This is a genomic window from Flectobacillus sp., assembly GCF_049240685.1.
In the GTDB taxonomy this organism is placed as follows: Bacteria; Bacteroidota; Bacteroidia; order Cytophagales; family Spirosomataceae; genus Flectobacillus.
In genome coordinates, this window is record NZ_JBMLSD010000349.1 from 1 (window position 1) to 24,116 (window position 24,116).

Consider the following 24,116-nt stretch of genomic DNA (forward strand, 5'->3'; position numbering starts at 1 on the left):
TGCCCAGACATTGTTTTTAGCTAAATTTTAAGAAAATTCAGCTCCGAAAATAAATTCTATATTTTTTTGAAAAATAATTTAACTATTTTTCAAAATGCAAACTATTTGACCTCAATAGACGTTTTTATATTAAGCATCACAAAAAAGCCTTGCTATTAACATAGCAAGGCTTTTTTATTTTGGATTAATTTGAACATTTCAACACCGTTTTTTACTTCTTACTATCAGGCTTATCCTCTATTCCCAAAGTACTTATCGAAGGATTGATTGTTCGTGAGGTAATTACAATTTTGAAAATTTTATTCCCTGCAAAACTAAATTCTGCCACATATTTCCCCTTTGCTTTTAGGTTTCGATACACAGCCGTGTAATTCATTTTACTTTCCCAGCCATGCACCGCCAAAGCACCCAACAAATGGTCAAGGCATTTTTGAAGATTAGAAAAATAATTCAATACAGGCTCTTTGGTTCGAATAGTATTAAGCGAACCAATCGAGATTACGGCTACTTCGTAGATAGTTTGTTGTTTCATCTTGAAACCTTATGGGTTACTTGTTAATCTGTTATTTGAGATAAACTTGGAATCTTTATCTCCGTTTTCTCGTATTTGCTATCCACATCACAAGTCGTTAGAGAGTCTATTTAGATATAATTTTCAGCAATTTGAAAAAAATAAAATAAATATGAAAAATAATTTAACTATTTTTCAATACGTAAACTATTTAGGTTCTTCTGGCGTTTTACCTATATCAATCAACAAAAAGCCTTGCTAGCATTCCTAGCGAGGCTTTTCGATTTTTAAGATTTTAGCCTTTATGGTGGAGCTAGTCCATAAAAAAAAGCCAGTGAACAAATTCACTGACTTTTTCTTTTTGGGGTATATTGGATAGTTCCTTTACCTCCTTTTACTCCAATATATTTTATTGAGCAATGGCTGTAAATTCAATCTCTACTAAGTATTCTGGAGATACTAATTTAGAAATCTCATAGATCCCTGTTGTTGGTTTGATTTCGCCGAAATAAGCACCGTGAGCACGAGCAATATCATCAAACTTAGTAATATCGGTTGTGAAAATACGAGTTCTCACTACATCTTTTGTTGAAACCCCTGCTTCCTCTAATACTTTTGCGATACGTTCTAAGATATTCAATGTTTGAGCGTATGCATCGTCAGCTTTTACTTTTTCGCCATCTACAATAGCTACAGTACCAGATACTTCTACGATATTTCCGATTCTTACGGCACGGCAATAGCCCATTTTGTCTTCCCACGGTGAGCCCGTCAAGATATTTTGTCTAGACATACTTAATAATTGTTTTTTGGTTACGATACAAAGATAAGGTAAAAGCAGAGGGATATTTACTCAAAAAGGCATAAAAAAAGGCTCAAACTAATGCGTTTGAACCTTTACTATACCAAAAATCGTTGCCTTTACGCACGTACAGCTACTAAATTAGCTTCCATCAAAGAAGCCAATTCTTCTACAGTCTGCACTCTATCTATCTCTTGATCTGGTAATGTAATACCATACGTATTTTCTAAATAAGCTACTACTTCCAAGAACTCTAATGAGTTCATTCCCAAGTCGGCATAAAAGCGTTTTTGAGGAGCGATCAATCTCGGACTAATATAAAAATTCCGAGATAAAAACTTTGTTAATGTTTCTGTGCTGAATCTCATCGGTTTCTAAATTTATATATATTTTGACGATTGTTATGCAAGAATAACGAGTATAATTGAAAAATAGTGCCTTTATTTTAAGTTTTTTTTAGAAAAAATGAGAAAAATCAGTAAAACCATTCAAATATTATGCTTACAGAGTATTCTTGAACTATTTTGAGATTTATCTCATTCTTTTTTAAAAAATATTAAAAACAATTATGCTATTCTTACGAGTGATTATTTAGTGCTTGGTAGCTTCCTTTACGGGACTTATAGTAGGAGGTAGTAGCTTGTACATTACTGGGGTGACCAAGCGAGCTAGCAATGTTGAACTAATAATACCGCCAATCAAAACTAGCGCTAAGGGTGAGTACAATTCTGAATACTCAACTACCAATGGTACTAAGCCTCCTATGGCTGTTAACGAAGTCAGTACGATTGGCACAAAACGCACTTCGCCTGCTTCTCGAATCGCCTCCTCAAGTCCAAAGCCTTCTTCTCGAAGTTGATTGGTAAAATCTACCAACAATAAGGAGTTTTTGACCTCGATTCCTACGAGTGCGATAAAACCGATAACCGCCGTAAATGATAAGGTTTCGCCCCAAAGTAATAGCATCAAGATAGCTCCAACTATACCCAATGGAATTACCGACAATACAATCAGAGTAGATTTGAAATTGCGGAACTCCAATATTAGGATAGCTATCATTCCGAAGACAGTTATCAATACTATCACCCCTATGCCTCCAAAAGATTTTTCTGCATTTTCGGCCTCTCCTGCTACTCGGTACGAAAACCCTTTGGGAAACTTAAAGGCATTTAATTGCTTTATCAATTCTTGGTTGACTTGCGCTGTATTATAGCCCGATTTCAAAAAGGTTGAAACTGTCACATATCGTTCTTTGTCAAAGTGCAAAATTTGATTTTGTGATGTCTCTAACTTAATATCTACCAATTGTTTAAGCGGAATTGCTGTACCTAAAGCATTGTTGACATACAAACGATTAAATACATCCAAATCTTGTTGTACTCCTGTTCTTGGAATCGAGATATTGATATTATAACCGTCTTTTTGTCCATCTTCACGGTAAGTACCTACATTTAAACCTGCTATTCCTAAACGTACTACTCGGTCGATTTCGGCAGAGCTTACAGCCATCAATCCAGCTTTTTCTTTATTAACCACCACACGTATATCCGTTGGTTGAACTTTCAGTGGATTGTTTACATAAATGGCTCCTGGGTGATTAGCTAATATTTTCTCGATTTTAAAAGCTACATTTCTTAGCGTATCCAAATTTTCACCAAAGATTCTGTAAGCAATGGGGGCTTCTAATGGTGGTCCTTGTTCAAAATCTTTTACCTCAATTTTGGCATTTGGAAACAAGCCCATATTAGCACGTAATTCGTCGATTAACGCTTTTTTCTCAGAAGTCTCCATATCTTCGAGCAAGACAAAAATTTGCGCTCGGTTTTCGGATTGACCTCTTTCTACGGTATTGTAATAAATACGAGGATTGACACGCCCTACGTTTGAGGCAAAGTTTTTAATCTCAGGTACTTTCTTTAATTTTTCTTCTACATACTTCACAACTTTGGTCGTAGCAGCCATATTTGTTCCGACTGGCGTTTCGATATTTACTAAAAACATCGGTTTTTCGGAGGTTGGGAAAAGTGAAAAACCTAAGAACAATTTAGCCATCATCATCACCCCTACAAATACGCCTAATGCTCCTGCTAAGGTTGTTTTGGGATGTTTAAGACACCAATCCATTAATCGACCATAAGTAGCAGAAATGATTTTTTTCATTCCTCTCAAAACCATATTTCCTTCTGGATTATGATTTTCTGTTAATAAAACAGATGACAAAAACGGCACAATCGTCAAAGACACAATCATCGAAGCCAGTACCGTAAAGATTACTGCCATGGGTAAACTTCGAATAAATTCACCTGCAGCTTCTGGCAAGTTGGCAATTGGCAAAAAGGCAAAGCATAACAATACGGTACATCCTACAACCGCCAAGCCTATTTGTTTGGTAGCATCGATAGCCGCTTGTTTGCGTTTGATACCCATACGCATAAAGCGTTCAATGTTTTCAACAACCACAATAGAGTCGTCGACCAAAATCCCCAAAGCAACTATCATCCCTACAATTGACAATTGATTGATGGTATATCCAAAAACATTGAGCAATGTTAGACCAATAGCCAATGAAAGAGGAATCGAAATCATTACGACAATACTTGCACGCGTGCCCAAGGGCAATAGTGTGATTAATACTAGCAAAATCGCTATTCCGAAATCTTTAGCAAAACGAGTCAAACGTTTATCTACAGATTCTGCTTGGTCAAATACTTTTACGACATCGACACTTGGAGGAAGTTGAGCTTTGTATTTTTCAACTATTGGCTCAACTATCTTACGAATCGCAATAATATTCTGTCCTTGCTTTTGGCATGCTGTTACAAAAACACAACGGTGACCATTCAGACTTGTGATATGAGTTTCGTCTTCATAAGCAAATTTTACCTGAGCAATATCCTTAAGATAAACAATCTTGGTTCCATTCGTGTATACAATCGTATTCTGGATTTCGTTGAGGTCATTGTAGGCACCTGAGGTTTTTACATTTAGTTTTTTACTCGAAACATTGATACTACCACCAGGGATATTGACATTTTCGGACTGAATAGCACCCAAAACTTGATTAACAGGAATACGGTCATGCGCCATTTTCTCTAAATTCAACTCTACAGCTACCTTTCGAGCAGGAAAACCCCAAGATTTGATATTAGTCAGAGGTTTTACCTTTTCTAATTGTTTTTCCAAATCATCTGCATATTCTTTTAATTTGGAATAAGGTAAATTTTCGCTTACGAGTGCAAACTGATAAATATTTACATCGGTTGGTCTAAACTTTTGTACTCGAATGTCCAGAATTTCGGCTGGTAGGTCTTTTCTGATAGCATTTACTTCACGAACGATTTCCTGATATTTTTCTTCGGGATCTTGTTCAAAATCATATTCTATTTGAAATACAGCGGCTCCATCCAATATGACCGTACTTATGCGCTGAATGTTGTCTAGCTCATTAATTCTTTTTTCAAAAGGGTCAACTACTAGCTCTTCCATGTCGTTGGGAGTAGCTCCGGGATATATAATGGTAACTCCAAATTGGGGAGATTCAAACTCTGGGTCTTCGCCTCGTGGCATATTCAACAAGGAAAATAAACCAATAGAGAGCACCGCCAGAAATACCACCAAGGTAAACTGGTAATTTTTTACGGAAAATTCTGCGATTTTCATATATGATGAGTTGTCGGCATTAGTCGCTTTACAGTGACGTTATGCGCGTTTAGGTCTAAATAAAATTGATTTATTGTAAAAGCTTATTTCATCACTTTTACCTTTGTGCCCTCTACCAAATAAGCCGAACCATCCGTTACGACTTGACTCACACCCGCCAAACCATCACGAATAAATGCTTGTTGATTATTGACATAGGCAATAGAAAGAGAGATTCTTTTGGCCTTACCGTTTTCGAGCACATATACAAAAGCTTGATCGCCATTTCCTTCAATTATCGCATCTACAGGTACTGAGGCATACTGATGACGAATTGAGGGAAAAATAAGAGCCTTGGCAAATAAGCCAGTCGCCATTTTTTTACCTTGAGTACTAATTTTTAATTCTGCTTGATAGAGACCTGAGGCTTGGTCGGCACCTTGCGAAAGCGTGGTGACAGTTGCCAAAAATTTAGTATCAGGAAATGCATCGAGACTTACTTCGGCTTTATCGCCGATTTTGAGGCGAGTCCAATCTTTGTCGGCAATACCCACTTTTACCACCCAGTCGTTAGCGCCAGCGGCGTTTACAAAAAATACGGGGCTTCCTGGCGAAGCAAGCTCACCCTCATTCATCATTTTCTTTACCACTACACCACTAGTAGGGGCATAAATTTTGGAATACCCTTGATTGTATTGAGCTATTTGTAAGCTTTGTTTAGCAACACTCAATGAGGTCGTAAGATTTTGGACTTGTTCGAGTGTGGCAACCGAATCGCGATACAGCGCATTGACACGCTTTAAATCTCTTTCGATTTTACTTACATTTTCTTGTGCTTGTAAAACCTGTGCATTGATTTCAGTTAAATTAAGCGTTGCTAATAATTGACCTTTGGCAATATTTTGCCCTTCTTTTACGAAGATTTTTTCGATAATTCCGCCTGTTTTAAATGAAAGACGAGCTTCGTGCAAAGAGCTTATCAGGCCTGAAGCCTTGATAGGCTCTGTTGAATTGGCATTTGAAACATCTGCTAGTTTAACGGCCACTGTTTCATTGTCGGCCAAGGTTTTACGGTCGGTTTTCTTTTTGCCACAGGCAAATACAGTTGTGATGATTAGACCTAGAAGGAGGCTATTTTTTAGGGAAGTCAACATTTTTCAAGAGGATTTTAATTAGCCCAAGGCTAAAGAGATTTTTAGGTTTTTATTTATGCTTCGATTGCTATGTCTTTTTATTTCAAGTCATAGGCGGCAGCACTGCGTTCGAGGTCTACCCATTTGAGCCAGACATCGTATTGGGCAATTACTTGCTGTAGTTGAGTGCGAGTCAATTGTGTTTGAGCATCCAGTAGTTCTATAAAACTAAGATTGCCTTCTTTATAACGGCGCATCATATCGCGATAATAACGTTGAGCTGAACTTACCTGATTAGCCTTGGATTGATGGATTTCTTTGGCGGCAGCCAAAGCATTTTGTGCTAAGGTATTTTGTAAATCAAGTTGATTTTTGACTTGCTGCAACTGCGTATCTGCCGCGGCAACATCCATTTCGGCTTGTTTAACTTTGAGCTGATTGCGACCTGCAGAATAAACTGGCAAATCGATAGACACACCCACTAAGAAAAAGGCATTAGGAGAAATAAAATTCTTGTCAGCTGAGGCAATTTGGGCAAAACGTCCCTGCGAACCTAAATCAAGAGATGCTCCTATTTTGGGCTGATTGTAAGATTGGCTAAGTTTTAAGATTTGCTTATTGATACTCAAATTAGTTTCAAGCTTGTCGATTTCTTCACGGTGAGCTAGGTCTATTTTAGCAGAAATTACAATATTCTTAAAACTTGTATCAACTTTGATTTCCTGTGTAAATTCACGATTTAACAAGAAATTGAAATAGGCAGCTGCATTTTTCTGTGTTCCTTTGGCTGCTTCCACTTCGGACTCAATACTTGCTATTTCGTTTTTGGTACGAACAGAAACCGTCGCATTAGCCATGCCATTTTGAATCAGCGCTTGATTCACTCTTTCGCTTTCTCGCAGTAATCGTAAAGCGTTGTCATAAATGCTTAATGCCTCGGTTGCTTTCAAATAATTGAAATAAGCCATCTTTATATCCTTGACCAATTCGCGTTTATAGACATTAATTTCGGATTGTTGCAAACCTATCAGCTCTTTCTTGATGCTTTGATTATACTTCAGTTCGGCATTAATCAAAGGCATCGACGTTTTGAAACGCATATCATAAAAATCCTTTGGAATCAACTGCTCGCTTACGTTTGAGATTTGTGGAAAAGCATTCGAGTTGGTCAAACGATTGAGCGTCGTATACACAGGGTTTACTAAATCTCCTACAGGAATATCGATAGTACGACCACCCAAAGCAGAGGATAAGGTCGTATTAAAATTCACTGTAGGCTTGAACAAGCTTTTGGCTTCATCCAAAGCCCAAATAGCTTTTTGTAGCTGAAAACGTTGCTGTTTGAGCGTTTGGCTATTTTGTAATCCGTCTTGTACATACTGATTGAGTACTTCAGATTGTGCCATAGTTCCATAAGCGAGCCAACAGCACACCAAGGAAAGATAATACTTCATAGGTTTCATATATTAAACATTTGTAATTTTATAAACACTGTTTAGTAAAAGAATAAATAAAAAGCATTAATTCATGAGGAATCAATGCCGAATGGGCTTAAAGCTAAGGGGTTTTGGCTATCAGCACTAGTCATATAGTACACCAATATGAGCCGACCGCACAAAGCTGAATACTAAAAGCTGTCATAAGTCAGACCTGTGGGATATTTTATTACCCACAGGTCTTTCTAGGGGATTTTTAGATTTTTTCAGTTCAAGTAAACTGTTAAATCTTTACTGCTTAATTCACTTTGTAAATCCTTAAAATCAGTCAGTTACTGGTCTTTCAAAGATTCAAAGACAAAGTAACTAAAACTATTTAATAGTATTGCTTGTTGCAACCAAATTGGTTGTACATTTTGCAATTAAAATATCATCTTGGTTACGAATTTCGCCTTCTGCATGAGCGATTTTTTTTCCCATTCTTACAATTTTCGATTTTACACGAACGGTCTCACCTAGTCGTGCACTAAATAGATAATCTACCGAAAGGTTGACAGTGCTATAAAAAACACCATTGCCCATGATAAAAACAGTCATCCCGATAATATCGTCTAACATCGTAGCGGCAATCCCACCATGCAGAATACGAGCAGGGTTTACCATTTCTTCTCTGACCTGATATTCAATTTCGATACCATGCTCATGAACTCCTACTAGAACACCGTCAAGAAACTTAGCCACGGGCGAAATACTCTTTTCGGCTACACGAGTACCAATATATTCCTTAAAAACCTCTAATGCGTGTTTGTTACTCATTTTTCTTTTTTATAAGATTCAACATAAAGTCTAGCGACTCTCCTAGCATCTTCTCAAGTTGAATAGCAGGATTTAATTCACAAAATGGCTCAAACCGTCCTCTGATGTTCAATGACACCAAACCGTGTACATAAGACCAAATTGACATAGACAATACATCTATATCAGTGGGCAAAACAGAGCCCTGTTCGATACATAGTGCCAAGTTTTTCTGTAGTGCTATAAAATTTTCCATTCCACAATCCCAGCCAGCCTCTTGCTTTTTGAGAGCGTGCATTGGAGCTTCTTTAATAAACATCAAATCGTAAAGCTCAGGGTTTTCGAAAGCAAATTTTAAATAAATCAATCCTCTCGCACGTAGTTGTTGAAAACCATCTTCGATACTTTCAATGGAACGAGTCATTTCAGATAATTTTTCAAAACCTAATTCATGTACCGCATAAAACAACTCATCTTTGTCTTTGTAATGAAGATAAATTGTGGCAGGACTATACTCTATTTTATCTGCAATTGCCCGAATAGAAGCCTTATCAAAGCCTTCTTTAATAAAGATTTCTTTGGCAGCTTCCAAAATTCGCTGCTTTAACTCAAGCTTTTCGCGTTCTTTTCTTTCTAAAATACCCATTTCTTTCTAAACCAATCTTCTATGTACCAGCAAATTTACGCAAAGTGTACAGGCATTCCCAATAGGTAGCTGGCTTATTTCACTTTCGACCACACGGTGGTTCTTCCCAAAAGGGATACGCCTATAAAACCTCTAATTTCTAATTCATCAGCCTTTTTCAGTTTCATATTACAAGAATAGGTTTTACCGTTCTTGGGATCATAAATATTACCTTCTTCCCAAGCTTTACCCGTAAATTCAAAATTCTTTAAAATGACCAAACCCAGCAAAGGTTGATTGCGCAACGATGCATCAGGATTATTTACATCTTTTTTGGCAGCATCCTTTATCCACGAAAGCTTCCCATAATATTTTTCTCCTTGTTTGTAGATGAGCACTTTCCCATCTTTCGTCTCTGAAAGCCATTCGCCCAAAACAGCATCTTTTGAAGGATTTTGAGCTACTAAGATTTGTGAAAAAGCTAACAAGGTTGCGAGAATAAATAATAATTTTTTCATGAGTTTGTATAATAAATGGTTTTGTTTTAAAAGGTAGATGAATATATTCGATTGTTAAAGCTTGATTTCTACTTTGTTAGCCTTTAAAAGGTATCTCAACTTAAGTAAGTGGGCCAAATAGAGTTTAATCAGTCAGTCTTAGGCCTTCAAGTATAGGCTTTTGGCAAAACACGTAGTATAAACTTAGCAGGTTTTCTGCCGAATGCCTATCAAGCCTATCGCAGACAATATTAATTTTACTTTGCCTTACTACTTAGTATTATCAAAACTTCCAAAATGGTATATCCAACTACACCTCTTTGTCTTTATTAAAATTTAGCTCACCCTAACTAACTTATTTAAGGTTAGATAGTTCTGAATATCCACTAAGTTATACATAAGCTTCAAAGATTAATATTTTACCGTTAATCTTTTTTATAACATTGTAAAATTACTAAACAGTGTTTAGTAAACAAATTTTTGATAATATTTTTTCAAAAATCTATGAAAAATCATTTTTTCAAAAAAATTAAAACCCTAATAAACAGACACTTAAGTAAAAGTGATTATTATTTAAAGACAATCTAGTAAAATAGTAGTTTGTGCCATTTGGAAGATATTTCTAATTTTGCAAAATTGCACGTTCGAATTACCTCATTAATTGAATCAATCAAACAAATTATTTATTCTGAATAAGTGCAACAAGCACAACTTTGTTGTGCTTAAAACCAAATATTTAATCCCAGAAATTTCAAAAAATATGAATTACCAACTTAACCAGATTCCTGAGAGAACTGAAAAGCCACGTCAAAAAGGTTTGACAATGGTAATGGACAAAGGGCTTAGTCTCAGACAAGTTGAAGATTTCTTGGAGCTTGGCTCTGGATATACCGATATAGTGAAGTTGGGTTGGGCAACCTCATTTGTGACACCAAACTTAAAAGAAAAATTGGCTTTATATAAATCGGCAGGTATTCCCGTATATTTTGGAGGTACTTTGTTTGAAGCGTTTGTGGTAAGAGGTCAATTTGACGAATACCGTCGTGTTTTGGATCAGTATGGCATGGAATACGCAGAGGTTTCGGATGGTTCTTTGGAGATGGATCAAGACGAAAAATGTGGGTATATTCATACATTGGCCAAACAAGTAACTGTACTTTCGGAAGTAGGTTCAAAAGATGAAGCCAAAATCATTCCTCCATACAAATGGATTAAATTGATGAAAGCTGAACTAGAAGCTGGTGCTTGGAAAGTAATTGGTGAAGCTCGTGAGGGTGGCAACGTGGGTTTGTTCCGTGCTTCGGGCGAAGTTCGCCAAGGTTTAGTAGAAGAAATTTTGACAGAAATTCCTGAAGAAAAAATTATTTGGGAAGCTCCCCAAAAATCACAACAAGTTTGGTTTGTAAAGTTGGTTGGTGCCAACGTAAACGTTGGTAACATCGCACCAAACGAAGTTATTTCCTTAGAAACTATCCGTTTGGGCTTGAGAGGTGATACTTTCTCTCATTTCTTGGATAAAAAATAATTAAGATGCTCCAAAGAATGATTGGGCCAACTTACTTAGTGCCCAATCATTCTTCTTTATTTTTTGATTAAGATTCTCACTATCATTACGCACAAAGGTTACTCTTCAATACTTTTGTGATTTACTTTCACCATTTACTCCAAACCTCATTTGGACATTGTAAATCTTCCCAAACAATGGAAATCGTTCAATTTGTATTACAACTTCTCAAAGATCCTTTAACTGCCCTTACGCAGTTTATCACAGACAACGGTACGCTTACGTATGGTTTGCTGTTCTTAATCGTATTTGCCGAAACTGGTTTGGTAGTTATGCCATTGTTACCGGGCGATTCGCTATTGTTTGCGATTGGTGTATTGGCTGCTCCTGCCACAGGAGGCAAAATAGATATTACCTTTGTAATTCCATTGTTGATTGGTGCAGCGCTTTTAGGCGATAATGTGAATTATTTTGTAGGAAAATATTTGAGTGATTTTGTTAAATCAAAAGACAAAATCCTCTTCTTAAAACGTGAGCACATTGTTAAAACAGAGGAGTTTTACGAAAAAAATGGTGGTCAAACCGTTATTATGGCTCGTTTTGTACCTATCGTCCGTACTGTTGCTCCATTTGTAGCAGGTGCAGGTAGTATGAAATATGGCAAATACATTACATTCTGTGTAATTGGCGCTGTGGTATGGGTAACTTCTATTACTTTGTTGGGATACTTCTTGGGCAACAATGAGTGGGTAAAACACAATTTTGAGAAGGTTGTACTTGGTATCGTAGGTATTTCGGTATTGCCAATGATTATTGGTTTTGTAAAAAATCAGTTTAGTCAAAAGTAACTTATAGAAGAGGGTTCATGGATTTTCTTCTTATCACATAAAGTATTATTTCATCAAAGAGGCAAAAGTTTTCGTAACGATTGCCTCTTTGTTTATTTTTACGCTATGAAAAATTTATTTGCTCTTATTGGTTTTCCTTTGGGGCATTCGTTCTCGAAAGGATATTTTACAGAGAAATTCGAAAAAATTGGTCTTTCTCAGACCCATACGTATGAGAAATTTGAGCTCGAAAATATTGAAGACTTCCCAGCTTTGCTTCAATCACATGCAGGTGAGCTGAAAGGCTTGAATGTGACCATTCCTCACAAACAAAATGTGATGGCATATCTCGACGAAATCGACCCAGCCGCAAGCAAAATTGGTGCTGTGAATACCATTAAGTTTTTGGAAAATGGCAAAACAAAAGGCTTTAATACCGACTACTGGGGCTTTAGATGGACGCTCGAAAAATGGGATGCCTTCAATGAAATCGCTCCAAAAAAAGCGCTAGTACTTGGAAAAGGTGGTGCTGCCAAAGCCATTATCGTAGCCTTAGAAGATTTGGGTTTGGAAGTGCAATTGGTTTCTCGTACCAAAGAAAGTGACACCATCACCTACGAAGAACTAAAGCCAGAAATAATGTCTGAGCACTTGTTCATTGTGAATACTACTCCACTTGGGATGTATCCAAAAGTAGAGAATTGTCCCGCTATTCCTTACGAATTATTAAGTGAAAAGCATTTATTGTATGACATCGTATATAACCCACTCGAAACGCTATTTTTGAAAAAAGGCACTGAAGCTGGCGTGCGTGGTGTTCATTTTGGGCTAGAAATGCTACATGGACAAGCCGAAAAAGCATGGGAAATCTGGAACAGCTAGATAGGATTTTGGATTGGGAATTTTTGATTTTGGATTTAAACTTTTATTCTATTCAATCCGAAATCAAAAATCCCACATCCGAAACCAATTTTATTGTTCAATCGAATACCTCCACAAACTATTATCTCCTATTTCTTTTCTATCAACCAAACCTTTTGTTAGTATTGGTGCTGCGATGCCCTCTCCTATTGCTTGCGGACTTATCCAGCGATACGCTTCGTCCCACAAATGAGCATCAATACAAGACTGTAATAAGGCTCTACCACCTTCAACTATCACCGATTGGATTTTTCGTTGGTACAAATCATCTAAAATCATCGGAAGCCAAGAATTTTCCGAATTCATTTGGACATAGGAAATATGCCCTTTCTGTTCAGATTTGATGGAATTAAAGCAAATTGTAGGCGTTGTTCCTGCATAAATAGCCGAATCCTCCGCTACTTGTAAATGTTTATCAATCAACACTCTTATTGGATTTTTACCAGTCCAAAAACGTGTACTCAGCGAAGGATTATCGTATTGCGCTGTTCGTGTGCCCACCATAATGGCATCCTCCTCCGAGCGCAATCGGTGTGTCCAACGTCTGGATAAGGCGTTAGATATTTGTATAGTCTGGTAGTTTGGCAAGGCTATCTTACCATCCACCGACTCTGCCCATTTGAGAATAATATAGGGTCGTTTTTTTTCAAAAAAAGTAAAAAAACGTCTATTCAAAACACGCCCTTTCTTTTCCAAAATACCCGACACCACTTCAATTCCTGCCTCCCTCAGTTTTTGGATACCTTTGCCTGCTACTAAAGGATTGGGATCATCGTTACAAATATAAACACGACGAACGTTGTGCTTCACCAACAAATCGGCACAAGGAGGTGTTTTACCAAAATGCGAACAAGGTTCTAGCGTCACAAAAACCTCTGATTCGGGCAATAGGCTTTGGTCTTTTACATCTGCTACCGCATTTACTTCGGCATGCCAATGCCCATAGCGTTGATGCCAGCCTTCGCCAATAATTTTCCCTTGGTGTACAATGACACAGCCTACCATTGGATTTGGAGCAACAGCACCAGCACCCAATCGAGCCAAATCAAGTGCACGCTGCATATAGGCTTCTATACGAGCATCGCTCAAAACATGATTATTCATCGACATTTCCGTAATTTTGTATATTCATCTGTAAAAAGGAATGGCATTTCAAAATAAGTACATCCCTTAGCAACTTTATTTTGGTCAAAGGCTATTTTTCTGAAATAGTTTATTAGCGATATCTTTTCAGCATATTTTTACATTTACACAAAGCTAAAGCCCTGTACTTCCTAGCTAAAAATACTCTATTTCCCATGATTCAATCTTCCAAGCAAGTATATGCAGAATTAGTGGCCGAAATTACGGCTGTTTATTCAGAAAATGAAGCAAAAAGCATAGTCTATCTCTTACTAGATTCATTGCTTGGACTTTCAAAAACTGATATTCTTATCGACAAACCTATCGACATCCAGACAGATTTTAGGTCAATAGTTAATCGTCTAAAGGCTTATGAGCCCATACAGTATGTACTGGGGCTAGGAGATTTTTATGGTAGGCACTTCCACGTGAGTCCTTCTACCCTTATACCTCGTCCCGAAACCGAGGAGCTCATTGAGCCAATTGTATCTTTTGCTAAGTGTCTGAACCACCCTGCCGCTATCCTTGATATTGGCACAGGTACTGGATGCATTGCTATTACGATAGCCAGCGAATTAAAAAATGCTTCAGTAACAGCTTATGATATTTCGGAAGAAGCGCTCAAGATAGCCAACCAAAACAATCAACGACACCATGCTGGTGTGAATTTATGTCAAAAAGATATTTTAGCCCATCAATATGAAAAGCTAGAAAAACCTTTCGACATTATTGTAAGCAATCCTCCTTATGTAACCCTTCGAGAAAAAGAGGAAATGGAAGCTAATGTACTGGAATATGAACCTCATTTGGCTCTTTTTGTAGAAAATGATAACCCTTTGATTTTTTACAAAGCTATCGCCAATTATGCCTCTTTAAATTTGGTAAACAATGGTTTATTTTTTGTAGAAATCAATCAATACTTAGGACCAGAAACAGCTCAAGTTTTTATAGATAAAGGCTTTTCTTCAGTCACAATTATCAAAGATTTATTTGGACGAGATAGGTTCATTCAGGGTTTTCTTATAAAATAAAACGATAGTTACCTAAGTAAGTAAAGAGACGTTATTAGTTAATAGTATCTCAGTTATTGTAATATAATCAAAAGGTTATCCTAAACTTTTACCTTTGAGATATTATTGATTTAATCTTTGCCTGCCACGTAATCGTGTAGAATTAGATTTAAGTTTTTTGTTTTAGGTACAAGGCAAAGAGTGTACTTTAGGCTTCAAGCTAGGAGCTTTTGGCAATGGGATTTGGAAAAAGCATATCTGTTTTATTAAACCATTTTAACACTCTTTGCCTTCTGCCTAATGCCCAATGCTTTGCACCTACTGCCTAAAACTCAAGACTAAGATATAACATACTGATAATAAATGCCTTACATTAGAGATTCGCAACTCACAATTCAGCATTTATACTTAATCACCTCATCTCTCAGTCGGCTGATGCTTAAATGCTTCTGCTTCCAATCCCCTTCTTAGCTACATTAATTCATCAGGATTTTACTGAAGTAAGAATATCCTCCTTCTCTTTATCAGAAGCGTCTTTTTTACAAAATATAACAATTCAAAGAAAAAAATAAAATAGTATGCTTGCATAACAATTTTATTTTTCTTTAACTTTACCTATCGAATCAAAATCTCATAAACATATTACAATGAACCGTTCAATCAAGAAAGTAGCTGTATTAGGGTCAGGCATCATGGGAAGCCGTATTGCCTGCCACTTTGCCAATATTGGATGCGAGGTGCTCTTGTTAGACATCGTTCCTCGTGAACCCAACGATGCTGAAAAAGCTAAAGGTCTTACTTTAGAATCGCCTGCGGTACGTAATCGTATTGTCAATGAGGCATTTCAGAATACGCTCAAAGCTAATCCTGCCGCACTGTATTCTACGGCATTTGCTAACCGTGTCAAACTTGGCAACTTCGATGATAATCTCGCCGAAATCAAGAATTATGATTGGGTGATTGAGGTCATTGTAGAAAACTTAGCCATTAAAAAGAGTCTATTCGAAAAGGTAGATGCTCTTCGTAAGCCAGGCACGCTAATTACCTCAAATACATCGGGTATTCCGATTCATTTGATGGCGGAAGGTCGTTCAGAAGATTTCCAAAAACATTTCTGTGGTACGCACTTCTTTAATCCTCCTCGCTATTTGAAGCTATTGGAAGTAATCCCTACACCGCAGACTGATAGTAGCGTTGTGGATTTCTTGATGCATTATGGCGATAGATTTTTAGGAAAAACTACCGTATTGTGCAAAGATACTCCTGCTTTCATCGCCAACCGTGTAGGTGTTTACAGCATGATGAAAACTATGCAGGTAGTGGCTGAAATGGGATTGACAGTTGAAGAAGTGGACAAGCTAACTTCGGTAGTCGTAGGTCGTCCCAAATCAGGAACTTTCCGTTTGTCAGATTTGGTAGGTTTAGATACTACAATCAATGTTTCAAACAACCTATATGCCGCCCTCACACATGACGAGTCAAGAGATGCTTTTGTTTTACCAGAAATGATTAAAAAGCTTCAGGAAAACAAATGGTTGGGTGACAAAACGGGTCAAGGTTTTTATAAGAAAATTAAAGGTGCTGGTGGTAAGTCAGAAATTTTGGCTTTAAACCTTCAAACTTTTGAATATGAACCTTCTCAAAAAGTAAAATTCGATGTTTTCGAAAAAACCAAATCTCTAGCTTTAAAAGACCGTTTTGCTGTATTGTTAGCAGATAAAGGCAAAGCTGGAGAGTTTTATCGTAAAACCATTTTGGATGGTTTCAGATATGTTACCTATCGCATTCCAGAAATCGCTGATGAGTTATATCGTATCGATGCTGCTATTTGCGCAGGTTTTGGTTGGGAAATGGGCATTTTCGAAACGTGGGACGCTTTAGGTCTACAAAAAGGCTTAGAACTCATGAAAGCCGAAGGTATGAAACCTGCCTCATGGGTTCATGAGATGATTGAAAGTGGCGTAAACTCATTCTATAAAAAAGAGGGTGGAAAACGCCTTTATTACGACATTCCTAGCAAAAGCTACAAACTCATTCCAGGCACAGAATCGTTTATCATTCTTGAAAACCTCTCAGATGGTATCGTTTGGAAAAACGGCGAAAGCCATATCTACGATTTAGGCGATGGAATCCTTGGTTTAGAGTTCCGTTCAAAAATGAATACGTTTGGCGCAGGAGTTATCGAAGGCGTTCACAAAGCAATCAATCTAGCAGAAAAAGATTTCCGTGGTTTGGTAATTGGTAACGATAGCACTGAAGCTTTCTCAGCAGGAGCCAATTTGGCAATGCTATTCATGTATGCTGTAGAACAAGAATTTGACGAGGTAAACCTCATGATTGCGCAATTCCAGCAGACCATGATGCGTGTTCGTTATTCGTCGATTCCTGTTGTAGTCGCACCTCATACGCTTGCACTAGGTGGTGGTTGCGAAATTACCTTACACGCTGACCGTGTGGTAGCAGCCGCCGAAACCTATATTGGTCTCGTAGAAGTAGGTGTAGGGTTGATTCCTGCGGGTGGTGGTACCAAAGAAATGGCACTACGCTGTTCGGACCTCTATAAAGCTGGTGACCCAGAGCTCAATATTTTGCAATCAGCCTTCATGAACATTGCGACAGCCAAAGTAAGTACTTCGGGTTATGAAGCATTTGATATGAACTATTTCCGTCGTGGCGACGAGGTTGTGCTCAATCGCAGTCGTTTGATAGCAGATGCCAAGCAAGCCGCTATCGAGTTAGCAGAAGCTGGCTATACCCAACCGAAGCAACGTAACGACATCAAGGTACAAGGAAAAGCAGGTATCGCCTTATTCAAAGCAGGTATTACGTCAATGTTGATGGGTAAGTATATCTCTGAGCACGATGCCAAGATTGCCAACAAATTGGCCTATGCTATTTGCGGAGGAGACTTGAGTTATCCACAAAATGTTACGGAACAATACCTCCTCGACCTCGAGCGTGAAGCATTCCTATCACTATCGGGTGAGCGCAAGACTTTGGAGCGTATCCAAAGCCTTCTTAACGGAGGGAAACCGCTTAGAAACTAAGAGGGAGTATGAATGTAGAATTGCGAGTTGTGAATTGTGAATATAAAATACTGATAATTAAAATTTTACATTCAAAATTCACAAGTCATAATTCAGCATTCATACTTAAGTAAGTGAGCAAAATTAGATTTAAGTACTCGGCTGTAGGCTGTAAGCCGTAGGCCGTAGGCAAAAGGTCTTTATCATTTCATAAAAAACGCCTTTTTTCTTTAGCTTATAGCTTAATGCCTACAGCTTATTGCCTAATTTCATTTTTCTTATTCAAAATCCAGAATCAAACCATGAATGCATATATCGTTGCGGGCTATCGTACAGCAGTAGGAAAAGCCCCAAAAGGTACACTTAGATTCACTCGTCCTGACGAACTAGGAGCAGAAGTAATCAAACATCTTTTATCAACCCTTCCACAATTGGACCCAGTCCGTGTAGATGACGTAATTGTAGGTAATGCCGTACCAGAGGCCGAACAAGGAATGCAAATTGGGCGTTATGTAGCGCTATTGTCATTGCCCAAAGAAGTTTCTGGGTTTACAATCAACCGCTATTGTGGCTCGGGTGTTGAGGCTATCGCTATTGCTGCTGCTAAAATTTCAGCAGGTATGGCCGATTGTATTATTGCAGGTGGTGTAGAGTCTATGTCAATGGTACCAGTAATGGGTTATAAAACGGCTCTCAACTTTGATATTGCTCAAAAAACACCTGATTATTACATTGGCATGGGACTTACTGCCGAGCAAGTAGCCAATCAATATAATATCAGTCGTGAAGATCAAGATGCTTTTGCGTATGCTTCACATCAAAAAGCCATTGCGGCTCAACAGGCTGGTTTATTTGACCCTGAAATTGTACCTATTACCATCAAAGAAACTTATTTTGATGCGAATTCAGGTAAAAAGAAAACAAAAGAATCTGTCTTTAACAAAGACGAAGGTCCTCGTGCAGATACCAGTGTAGAAGCACTTGGCAAACTCAAACCTGTTTTTGCCGCAGGTGGTTCGGTTACGGCAGGTAACTCATCTCAGACTTCAGATGGCGCTGCTTTTGTAATGGTCATGTCTGAAAAAATGGTGAATGAGTTAAATCTAAAGCCTATTGCTCGTATGCTGTCGTATGCAACAGCGGGTTGCGAACCACGCATTATGGGTATCGGTCCTGTATTTGCTGTACCAAAAGCCCTTAAGCAAGCTGGTTTGTCATTAAATGACATTGACCAAATTGAATTAAATGAAGCCTTTGCTGCTCAAGCGCTGGCTGTAATTCGTACCTTGGACATCGACCCAAGTAAACTCAATCCAAATGGTGGTGCTATTGCATTAGGACACGCACTAGGCTCTACAGGCGCTCGTTTGTCAGTTCAACTATTCAATGAAATGCGTCGTCGTAATCAAAAATATGGTATGGTGACAGCTTGTGTTGGTGGTGGACAAGGTGTGGCTGGTATTTATGAGCTTTTGTAAACAGGTATCGGCTTTCGGCGGTGGGCTTTGGAAAAAGCATGTTAACACTCTTTACCTCGTGCCTGTTGCCTAGGCATTTTAAATCTTATTTTGCACGATTACTTAATTTGACTAGTGAGTGGTCAATATCAAATTAACTTGACTCTCATAGGCTCTATTTTTACGGAGTATGTTAGAAAATACATTCAGTTTTCTAGCATACTCCGTAAATCTTATGACTGGACACAACAAGTAAGGGGAATGCAGGTGTTTAGACTTCGTTACTCAACTTTGTTGACACATATTTAAACTGTTTAAAAAAATAAGTCCAAGACTAATTCTTGAACTAGTAATTGCGCTCGAAATGAGTTTTTCAACCGCCTTTTTTGAAATAATCACTCATGCGCTAAATTGCTAAATGTAGGAGTGACTCTTTTTGAATAGGAATATATCGTTTTCATTTACATAGGCTTTCTCTTAAAACCATAAGGACAATGTTTGCAGCCATTTTTACAGCAATATCCCCGCTTTAGGTGGTATTCTTTCGTAAATACCATAAATCCCTGCTCGTTATAATAATAATCTTCAGGCTCTAGTCCTCGATTAGCTTTTATCTTCCCTTCATTTTTCATATTCAAGTGTCAAAGTTAACAACAACCCAAACAATAGGTTGCTTGGGTCATGGCCTTTTTTATAGATTTTTCTGTCAATAGTTAGGTTATACCTTCATTTTTCCAACTTGTAGTTTAAGCAAAATGTTCAAAATATTGTATTTTTGTAAAAGTCATGCCAAGCAATTTTACATATCGTACCAATTACAAGACCATGTGCCCTCCTCTCACGACGAGTGCACTTTATGGGCATTTCTGTAAAATTCACCGAATATTAGAATCATCTACGCTACTCATCTACGTTATCTGGCTTTTTTCTGCTGTGTAATACCCTTCTAAAGTTTTGATACTTTAGACAAAAGGCTATGCTGTGATTTTACGGTAGCTGATTTTGTCATTTCTTTATTTTAATATCATTTGTAAAAAGACTAAAGCAATGGTAGCAGATACACTGTTATCAAATTACCTTTTTACCTTAAAGAATTACGACAATGAACATTTCAGAAAAATATTCAGAAGAACTAACTGCCACTGAATTTGCCATTACGCTTGAAGACCATTATGGTGCGCACAACTATCACCCGATGCCAGTAGTATTAGAGCGTGGTCAAGGTGTTTTTGTTTGGGATGTAGAAAATCGCCCGTATTTCGATTTTCTTTCGGCTTATAGTGCTGTAAACCAAGGGCACTGTCACCCAAAAATTGTGCAGGCAATGATTGAGCAAGCACAAAAACTCACGCTAACCTCTCGTGCTTTTTACAATAATCAATTAGGAATTTGTGAAAAATATTTGTGTGAATACTTTGGTTACGACAAAGTGTTGATGATGAACTCAGGTGCTGAAGGTGGCGAAACAGCTTTGAAATTGACTCGTAAATGGGCCTACAAAGTAAAAGGTATTCCACAAAATCAGGCTAAAACGCTTTATGCTTCAGGTAACTTCTGGGGACGTACCATTGCGGCTATCTCATCATCGACTGACCCTTCGAGTTATAACGATTATGGTCCGCTATTGCCAGGTTATGAAATCATTCCTTACAACGATTTAGAGGCCTTGGCTGAAGCTCTCAAAGACCCGAATGTAGCCAGCTTTATGGTAGAGCCTATTCAAGGCGAAGCAGGCGTTGTTGTCCCAGCGGAAGGATACCTTAAAAAAGCTTACGAATTATGTCGTGAGCATAATGTTTTGTTTATCGCTGATGAAGTGCAAACAGGAATCGCTCGCACAGGCAAGCGCCTTGCATGCGACCACGAAGGTTTCCAACCAGATATATTGATTCTAGGCAAAGCCCTTTCAGGAGGAACGTATCCTGTATCTGCGGTTTTGTGCCGTGACGAAATCATGCTCACTATCAAGCCAGGAGAGCATGGCTCTACTTATGGTGGAAATCCATTGGCATGTGCTGTAACAATGGCAGCGCTACAAGTTGTAAAAGATGAGAATCTTGCCGAAAATGCAGAGGCCATGGGACAAATTTTCCGTGAAAGAATGACACAGCTCAAAAATCAACGCCCAGACATAATCACAGAAGTAAGAGGAAAAGGTTTATTAAATGCGATTGAAATCAACGATACAGAGGAAAGCGAAACCGCTTGGAACTTGTGTATGGCATTTAAAGAAAAAGGATTATTAGCGAAACCAACACATGGTAATAAGATTCGTTTTGCCCCACCATTGGTCATCACCGAAACTCAAATGGACGATGCTTGCTCGATTATTGAAAAAGTAATTTTGGAGTGGAAATAGGTATCAGTGCTGAATAATGATTTGATAACTAGCATTTTGTCTTTTAAACAAAACTTATGTAGTGGCAACTCTTGCAGTTGCCACTACATAAAAAATACCAATGATAAGAATTCTTTTGAACAAGATAAAATCCTTAGTACAATCCTAATTATGAATTATGAGTATAAACTTTTAATTATCAAATTTGACCTTTAAAAGTTATTCCAGCTGTAGAGACGCAATGATTGCGTCTTTTGTAGTGGTACGTTGATTATACTTAATCTCTAAACTAAAGATAGATCCACTTTTTCAGACTTCACTCACAAAAAAACGTAACCACTCAATACTTTTGATATCAAATGATTACGTTTTTATTTGTAGCCCCGGCAGGAATCGAACCTGCATCTTAGGTACCGGAAACCCACATTCTATCCATTGAACTACGGAGCCTTGCCAAAATTTTAGCCTCGCAAAATTAAGAAAACTTCTCTAACTGTTTCACCAAAACCTCGAAATCTTTAGGATATGGCGCCTCAACGGTAATACGTTCGCCGTCCATTAGGTTAAAAGTCAATGAATGTGCATGCAAGGCCACACGTTTCATCAGAGGTAGTTCGTCTGTATTTTTCTTAAGGTTAAACCCTCTTTTCAAATCTGAAAGATATAATGTATCTCCCCCATAAGTTGGATCACTCACAATTGGAGCCTTCAAACAAGCCAAGTGAATCCTAATTTGGTGCATACGACCTGTAATAGGCATACACTCGATTAAGGTATGTTTACGATATACTTTAATAGTGTTAAAAATAGTCTCGGCTTCTTTACCTTTCTGACGGTCAATCACCACTTGAGTACCATCACGCTTTTGTGCAATAGGCAAATATACCGAAATCATATCCAAATCATGGATACCATTTGCAACTGCATGGTAACGCTTAGCCACCTGACGATGCTCAAACTGCATGGACAAATGACGATAAGCCGCAGGGTTTTTAGCAATAGCCAAAATACCAGATGTTTCTTTATCAAGGCGGTGGGCCAGCTGTGCATCATCAGAATATTCTTTTGCTAATCGCAAAATACTCTGTGAATTATCAGCCTGACGCTCGTCGAGAGATGAAATATAAGGTGGTTTATTTATAACTATGAAGTCGTCGTTTTCGAAAAGAATTATATCTTTGAAATTAATGCGCATAAAAAAAATAAATATTAGTAAGTTATCGTGCAAAATCAGATTTAACTTGAGTGCTTTAGGCTGTAAGCCGTAGGACATAGGCAAGTACAGGTCTTTTTCCTTTCATAAATACTCCTTTATTTCTTCGGAAAAAACATATTTATCGTTACTCAAAAAAATACACACTCGTTGCCTTGTGCCTTCAACAAAAAACTTAAATTTAATTTTGCTCTTTTACTTTGACTCAATATGAGCCAATAATCAAACGATTAGACAATACTGCAAAGTTCCTACTTTTTTTGCAAACTCTCGGTATCTTCCTGAAACAGTTTGTATTTTCTTTTGCAATGCCTTCATTTAAAGCTAAAAAAGGTGCAAGAAATATCCCGCACCTTCAGTATTATGTTTTTTAATCTTCTGCTTCTTGTTTTTTAATCGTAGCTAGCCTTGCAACAACTCATGTCGCTCGGGAGAACTAGCAGGATAATCCATTTTTAGCTTGCTTAATCTGTCATGAATGACTTGCGCTACCATCAAGCGCATATTTTTTTTATCATCAGCAGGAATCACATACCACGGCGAATGCTCGGTTGCGGTTTGGTCTACTAACTCCTGATAAGCCTCATGATATTCTTTCCAGAACGCTCTTTCTTTAACGTCTTGCTCCTCAAACTTCCAGTTTTTATCAGGGTCTTCAATGCGTTCGATTAGGCGTTTGCTTTGTTCTTTTTTTGAAACATTCAAAAAGAATTTGACCACTTCAAATCCATTTTGATGCAAATGTTTTTCATAATGCTTAATAGAATCGTAACGTTCCTCCCATACTTTCTCCAAGTCTTTGGTTTGCTCTTCAGGCAAGCGTTGTCCCTCTAACAAAATAGATGGATGAACTTTTACCACCAATACCTCTTCATAATACGAACGATTATGGATAGCCAATTGTCCTCTTTGAGGCATTTTGAGCATACTTCTCCAAAGGAAGTCATGGTCGAGTTCTTCGGCTGATGGGCGCTTAAAACTATGTACTACGATACCCGCAGGATTAATTCCTGAAAAGACCGCCTTAATGGTTCCATCCTTGCCAGCGGCATCCAAAGCCTGAAATATAATTACCATTCCATACCTTCCATGCGCATACATACGCGATTGAAGTCTATCGATTTTTTTATGAAGTTCAGATAATTGAGCTAAATAGTCGGCTTCATCGACATAGATATCTTGAATTTTGGTAGGAAGTTTTTTGATAGAGAAGTTTCCATTTCCATCAAAACAAAAGTCTTTTATTTCAGGCTTTGCCAT

20 protein-coding genes and 1 tRNA gene are annotated in these 24,116 nt (G+C 37.8%); 7 read left to right on the forward strand and 14 right to left on the reverse strand.

All coding sequences use genetic code 11. The features are described 5' to 3' along the window. Window positions 1–211 precede the first annotated feature (211 nt). From ACOVQ4_RS15485 to ACOVQ4_RS15525, 9 genes are all read right to left on the reverse strand, one after another. Window positions 212–532 (reverse strand): hypothetical protein, encoded by a 321-nt coding sequence (locus ACOVQ4_RS15485; protein ID WP_421821534.1) that lies wholly within the window; start codon window positions 530–532, stop codon window positions 212–214. 388 nt (window positions 533–920) lie between these two features. Then, window positions 921–1,304: a RidA family protein gene (locus tag ACOVQ4_RS15490; protein WP_421821535.1), complete on the reverse strand. Its 384-nt coding sequence runs from the start codon at window positions 1,302–1,304 to the stop codon at window positions 921–923. A 128-nt stretch (window positions 1,305–1,432) separates the two neighbouring features. Continuing rightward, window positions 1,433–1,681, reverse strand: coding sequence for an acyl carrier protein (locus tag ACOVQ4_RS15495; protein ID WP_095166922.1), 249 nt, complete (start codon window positions 1,679–1,681; stop codon window positions 1,433–1,435). 223 nt (window positions 1,682–1,904) lie between these two features. Further along, window positions 1,905–4,973, reverse strand: a complete 3,069-nt coding sequence (locus ACOVQ4_RS15500) for an efflux RND transporter permease subunit (protein WP_421821536.1) — start codon at window positions 4,971–4,973, stop codon at window positions 1,905–1,907. Between the two features lie 83 nt (window positions 4,974–5,056). After that, window positions 5,057–6,106, reverse strand: coding sequence for an efflux RND transporter periplasmic adaptor subunit (locus ACOVQ4_RS15505; protein ID WP_421821537.1), 1,050 nt, complete (start codon window positions 6,104–6,106; stop codon window positions 5,057–5,059). Window positions 6,107–6,183: 77 nt separating this feature from the next. Next, window positions 6,184–7,539 carry a TolC family protein gene (locus tag ACOVQ4_RS15510; protein WP_421821538.1) on the reverse strand — a complete coding sequence of 452 codons (1,356 nt, stop codon included), beginning with the start codon at window positions 7,537–7,539 and terminating at the stop codon, window positions 6,184–6,186. A gap of 354 nt (window positions 7,540–7,893) precedes the next feature. Further along, window positions 7,894–8,337 (reverse strand): PaaI family thioesterase, encoded by a 444-nt coding sequence (locus ACOVQ4_RS15515; RefSeq protein WP_421821539.1) that lies wholly within the window; start codon window positions 8,335–8,337, stop codon window positions 7,894–7,896. Then, complete coding sequence (locus tag ACOVQ4_RS15520) at window positions 8,330–8,962, reverse strand: TetR/AcrR family transcriptional regulator (RefSeq protein WP_421821540.1); 633 nt, start codon at window positions 8,960–8,962, stop codon at window positions 8,330–8,332. Before ACOVQ4_RS15520 ends, ACOVQ4_RS15515 begins: the two co-directional genes overlap by 8 nt. A 74-nt stretch (window positions 8,963–9,036) precedes the next feature. Further along, a complete protein-coding gene (locus ACOVQ4_RS15525; RefSeq protein WP_421821541.1) occupies window positions 9,037–9,459 on the reverse strand; it encodes a DUF2147 domain-containing protein in 423 nt (140 codons plus the stop codon). Between the two features lie 739 nt (window positions 9,460–10,198). Here ACOVQ4_RS15525 and ACOVQ4_RS15530 point away from each other — a divergent pair. The 3 genes from ACOVQ4_RS15530 (at window position 10,199) to ACOVQ4_RS15540 (ending at window position 12,651) form a co-directional block, all read left to right on the forward strand. Next, window positions 10,199–10,963, forward strand: a complete 765-nt coding sequence (locus tag ACOVQ4_RS15530; RefSeq protein WP_421821542.1) for a phosphosulfolactate synthase — start codon at window positions 10,199–10,201, stop codon at window positions 10,961–10,963. Window positions 10,964–11,139: 176 nt separating this feature from the next. Then, window positions 11,140–11,790 carry a VTT domain-containing protein gene (locus ACOVQ4_RS15535; RefSeq protein WP_421821543.1) on the forward strand — a complete coding sequence of 217 codons (651 nt, stop codon included), beginning with the start codon at window positions 11,140–11,142 and terminating at the stop codon, window positions 11,788–11,790. Window positions 11,791–11,895: 105 nt separating this feature from the next. Continuing rightward, on the forward strand, window positions 11,896–12,651 hold the full coding sequence (locus ACOVQ4_RS15540) for a shikimate dehydrogenase family protein (protein WP_421821544.1): 756 nt from the start codon (window positions 11,896–11,898) through the stop codon (window positions 12,649–12,651). Window positions 12,652–12,741: 90 nt separating this feature from the next. Here the strand turns inward: ACOVQ4_RS15540 and ribD are convergent, their stop codons facing one another. Continuing rightward, a complete protein-coding gene (ribD, locus tag ACOVQ4_RS15545; protein ID WP_421821545.1) occupies window positions 12,742–13,794 on the reverse strand; it encodes a bifunctional diaminohydroxyphosphoribosylaminopyrimidine deaminase/5-amino-6-(5-phosphoribosylamino)uracil reductase RibD in 1,053 nt (350 codons plus the stop codon). Between the two features lie 194 nt (window positions 13,795–13,988). On the opposite strand from ribD, the gene prmC reads away from it, so the two are divergent. The 3 genes from prmC to ACOVQ4_RS15560 all read left to right on the forward strand — a co-directional run bounded on the left by prmC (window position 13,989) and on the right by ACOVQ4_RS15560 (window position 19,326). Continuing rightward, a complete protein-coding gene (gene prmC, locus ACOVQ4_RS15550; protein ID WP_421821546.1) occupies window positions 13,989–14,843 on the forward strand; it encodes a peptide chain release factor N(5)-glutamine methyltransferase in 855 nt (284 codons plus the stop codon). A 626-nt stretch (window positions 14,844–15,469) separates the two neighbouring features. After that, window positions 15,470–17,869 carry a 3-hydroxyacyl-CoA dehydrogenase/enoyl-CoA hydratase family protein gene (locus ACOVQ4_RS15555; RefSeq protein ID WP_421821547.1) on the forward strand — a complete coding sequence of 800 codons (2,400 nt, stop codon included), beginning with the start codon at window positions 15,470–15,472 and terminating at the stop codon, window positions 17,867–17,869. 281 nt (window positions 17,870–18,150) lie between these two features. Beyond that, window positions 18,151–19,326, forward strand: a complete 1,176-nt coding sequence (locus tag ACOVQ4_RS15560) for an acetyl-CoA C-acyltransferase (protein WP_421821548.1) — start codon at window positions 18,151–18,153, stop codon at window positions 19,324–19,326. A 440-nt stretch (window positions 19,327–19,766) separates the two neighbouring features. Here ACOVQ4_RS15560 and ACOVQ4_RS15565 read toward each other — a convergent pair whose 3' ends face one another. Beyond that, window positions 19,767–19,937: a DUF5522 domain-containing protein gene (locus ACOVQ4_RS15565; RefSeq protein ID WP_421821549.1), complete on the reverse strand. Its 171-nt coding sequence runs from the start codon at window positions 19,935–19,937 to the stop codon at window positions 19,767–19,769. 470 nt (window positions 19,938–20,407) lie between these two features. Between ACOVQ4_RS15565 and rocD the strand changes: the two genes are divergently transcribed. Beyond that, window positions 20,408–21,664, forward strand: coding sequence for an ornithine--oxo-acid transaminase (rocD, locus tag ACOVQ4_RS15570; protein ID WP_421821550.1), 1,257 nt, complete (start codon window positions 20,408–20,410; stop codon window positions 21,662–21,664). Window positions 21,665–22,021: 357 nt separating this feature from the next. Here the strand turns inward: rocD and ACOVQ4_RS15575 are convergent. The 3 genes from ACOVQ4_RS15575 to ACOVQ4_RS15585 all read right to left on the reverse strand — a co-directional run bounded on the left by ACOVQ4_RS15575 (window position 22,022) and on the right by ACOVQ4_RS15585 (window position 24,116). After that, window positions 22,022–22,093 (reverse strand) — tRNA-Arg (locus ACOVQ4_RS15575). A gap of 25 nt (window positions 22,094–22,118) precedes the next feature. Continuing rightward, complete coding sequence (locus ACOVQ4_RS15580) at window positions 22,119–22,838, reverse strand: RluA family pseudouridine synthase (protein ID WP_095166956.1); 720 nt, start codon at window positions 22,836–22,838, stop codon at window positions 22,119–22,121. A gap of 420 nt (window positions 22,839–23,258) precedes the next feature. Next, on the reverse strand, window positions 23,259–24,116 hold the full coding sequence (locus ACOVQ4_RS15585) for a PPK2 family polyphosphate kinase (protein ID WP_421821551.1): 858 nt from the start codon (window positions 24,114–24,116) through the stop codon (window positions 23,259–23,261).